Below are 2680 nucleotides of genomic sequence, written 5' to 3' on the forward strand. Positions count from 1 at the left end.
CGCACGCGCCTCCTCCAGAAGCCTGAGCGCCCTCGCCTGGAACTCCTTCGTATAACGAGTCTTTCCGGTCATGTTCCTAGTCTCCCATCAATGAGATAAAACACGGAACAAAAACCAGGTCATATCACATCATCTATCTCGAACTACCCGACACCAACGCCACGTTCTCCTTCATCGCCAGCGTCTTCTACCAATGCCTCTTCGAAACGCTTGTACGCAAAGCCGACGCCAAACCTGACGGCGTGCTCGACCGCGACGTGCATTGCATGCTCGACGAATTCGCCAACATCGGCAAAATCCCCAACTTCGTAAGGCTCATCGCCACCATACGAAGCCGACGCATCAGCTGCAGCATCATCCTCCAGACCGTCAGCCAAGGCAAGAGCCTCTATCGGGATGACTGGGAGACCATCGCCGGCAACTGCGACAGCCAGCTCTTCCTCGGCGGCAACGAACCCAGCACCACCAAATACATCAGCGACCGGCTCGGAGACCAGACCATCGATGTCATTGAAACCAGCGAAACCAAAGGTCTCAACGGCAGCTGGACACGCAGCACCCGCAAAAACGCTCGTAAACTCCTCACTCCGGACGAACTCGGACGCATCCCCACCAGCCGGTGCGTCTACCTGCTCAGAGGCATACCACCGTTCCTCAGTGAGAAGTTATGTCATCTATAGATGACAAATACGATAATGCTATCGCATTGTGCGGCGCTGCCAAGGTCGTGAGGGACGGTCCCGTTAAGTGTGTAACTAGTGGTTTGGTTATATGTTCTCGCTGGCGGACCAGCGGTCGGCGAAGGTGACGGTGAACGTGTTCAACGCGGGCTTCCACGTGTCGTCCATCGTACCCGCCTTGCCGGTCGGGGCCAGCGACTTGACGGTCAGGTACAGGCACCTCAACGCGGCACGTTCGTCGGAGAAGTGACCTCGCGCCCTGACCGCTCGACGGAACCGCGCGTTGAGACTCTCGATCGCGTTCGTCGAACAGATCGTCTGATGGATTTCCACATCGTAGTTGAGAAACGGAACGAACCGATCCCACGTGTTAAGCCGCAGGCCGCCCATAGCCGGGTATTTGGACGCCCACTTGTCGAGCATCTCGTCGCGAGCCTGTTCCGCGGCTGCTTCGTTGACGACGGTGTAGATGGGTTTCGGGTCGCGTTTGAGTATGTCCCAGTCCTTTCTGGACACATAGTGGAACGTATTGCGCAGCAGGTGAAGGCGGCTGACGGTCTCTCTGGAGACCGAGGTGCCGTAGCTCTCCTGGAAGTGCGCGCTGATCTTTCCGGCGGTCAGGCACCTAGCATAGGTGCGACCGAGTCCACGTCGTTGAGCCGGCGATACCGTTTTTTGACGATGACGGGGTCGAACGAGCCGTCCCGGTCGTGAGGCACCTTGATGGTGACTGGTCCGGCCGCCTCCGTCGTCACGGTCTTGGCGGTTGTCCCGTTGCGCGTGTTCGCGGCCCTGCCATCGGCGCTTTTCTCGTGCTTTTCGTGTCCGAGGTGCTCGGTCATCTGCTCGTCGAGGGCGGTCTCCAGCACGGTCTTGGTGAATTGCCTCAGCAGACCGTCGCGGCCGGTCAAGTCAAGCCCCTGCTCCTTGGTCTGCCGGATTATCTCTAGCGCGAGCTCGCGCTAGATCGGGGATGCCTTTGGATCACTGGGTTTCGCTGGTTTCTCCGTGTCTTCCTTGCTGAGGGCCGTCTTCACATTGCCATGGCTTCCATTGTCTCAGTCGACATGCTCATTACAGACCCTTTCCCGCCAGCCACGCAGCCGGCGATCAAAGCCGGCTACACACTTTCCGAAACAGTCTCTCCCCACCGGCCAGTACATCTACCTGCTCAGAGGCGTACCACCGTTCCTCAGACGGAAAAAGATAATTGGCAATAGGCGATTCCGAAAATACTTGAGTGTTGTCATCTCGGAATGACAGTTAGTAATTTGATCCTTGTGGATCCATTTTCAATTTGAGAAGCTGACAATACAACTGGAACGAGGAAATTGTAAATGCAATTTCTGAGACTCTTGCCGATGTCTTGTAGCAAGAAAATGGCAACCATGCAATAGTGAGATCATATAAGGATTTTATGATGAAAAAGTTTGTAAAAACGGTACGATTGCCGCCGTTAGTTGTTGCTTATAGCGGCATAGAATAATGCTCGTATATACTTCACGGAAATGTATATAATTTGCCCAAAAAATAATATTTGCCCATACTATTCAAGGGAGACAATGATGTCTAGGTATGAAAATAATGCTCGCGGTACGTCTTGCAATAAGGGAAATCGGCAGATGGCAAGTGTGGCAGTCGCTTTTGCGGCAGTGTTCGTCACTCCTTTTGTTATTCCGCTGGTTGCTTCTCTGATGGCGGTATTGGGAATTGGGAGTGCGGCAGCTACCGCCATTGTCGCTGTAGCTTGGCTTGGATCGGCTGCGGTGGGAATGATTTTCCCTGCAGCTGCGCCGCTCACTTCCACCATCCAGTCCATGATTGGCACCTTGGGGACTTCGGGCGCTGCGGCATGGTGATTCATTGATTGGATATTATGGCCCTGCGGAGGAGGAGGTATGACGGGATTCTTGAAGCTATTTCTCACTAAGACGCGTTGCGTCCTTGGGATTTCCTTAGCAGCATTTCTGGTTGGCGTATTTTTAGCCAAGTTACGTCCG

At 54.4% G+C, this 2680-nt stretch carries 2 protein-coding genes and 1 pseudogene; 1 reads left to right on the plus strand and 2 read right to left on the minus strand.

Annotation, left to right across the window (positions count from 1 at the left end):
* Positions 1-131 precede the first annotated feature (131 nt).
* Positions 132-680, plus strand: a complete 549-nt coding sequence (locus tag JS533_RS13490) for a type IV secretory system conjugative DNA transfer family protein (protein ID WP_338024195.1) — start codon at positions 132-134, stop codon at positions 678-680.
* A gap of 87 nt (positions 681-767) precedes the next feature.
* Here the strand turns inward: JS533_RS13490 and JS533_RS13495 are convergent.
* A pseudogene (locus tag JS533_RS13495) lies at positions 768-1624 on the minus strand (transposase).
* 602 nt (positions 1625-2226) lie between these two features.
* On the minus strand, positions 2227-2680 hold a 454-nt coding region (locus JS533_RS13500; protein WP_241515325.1), incomplete at its 5' end, for a hypothetical protein.

This window comes from Bifidobacterium amazonense (assembly GCF_018555435.2).
GTDB lineage: Bacteria > Actinomycetota > Actinomycetes > Actinomycetales > Bifidobacteriaceae > Bifidobacterium > Bifidobacterium amazonense.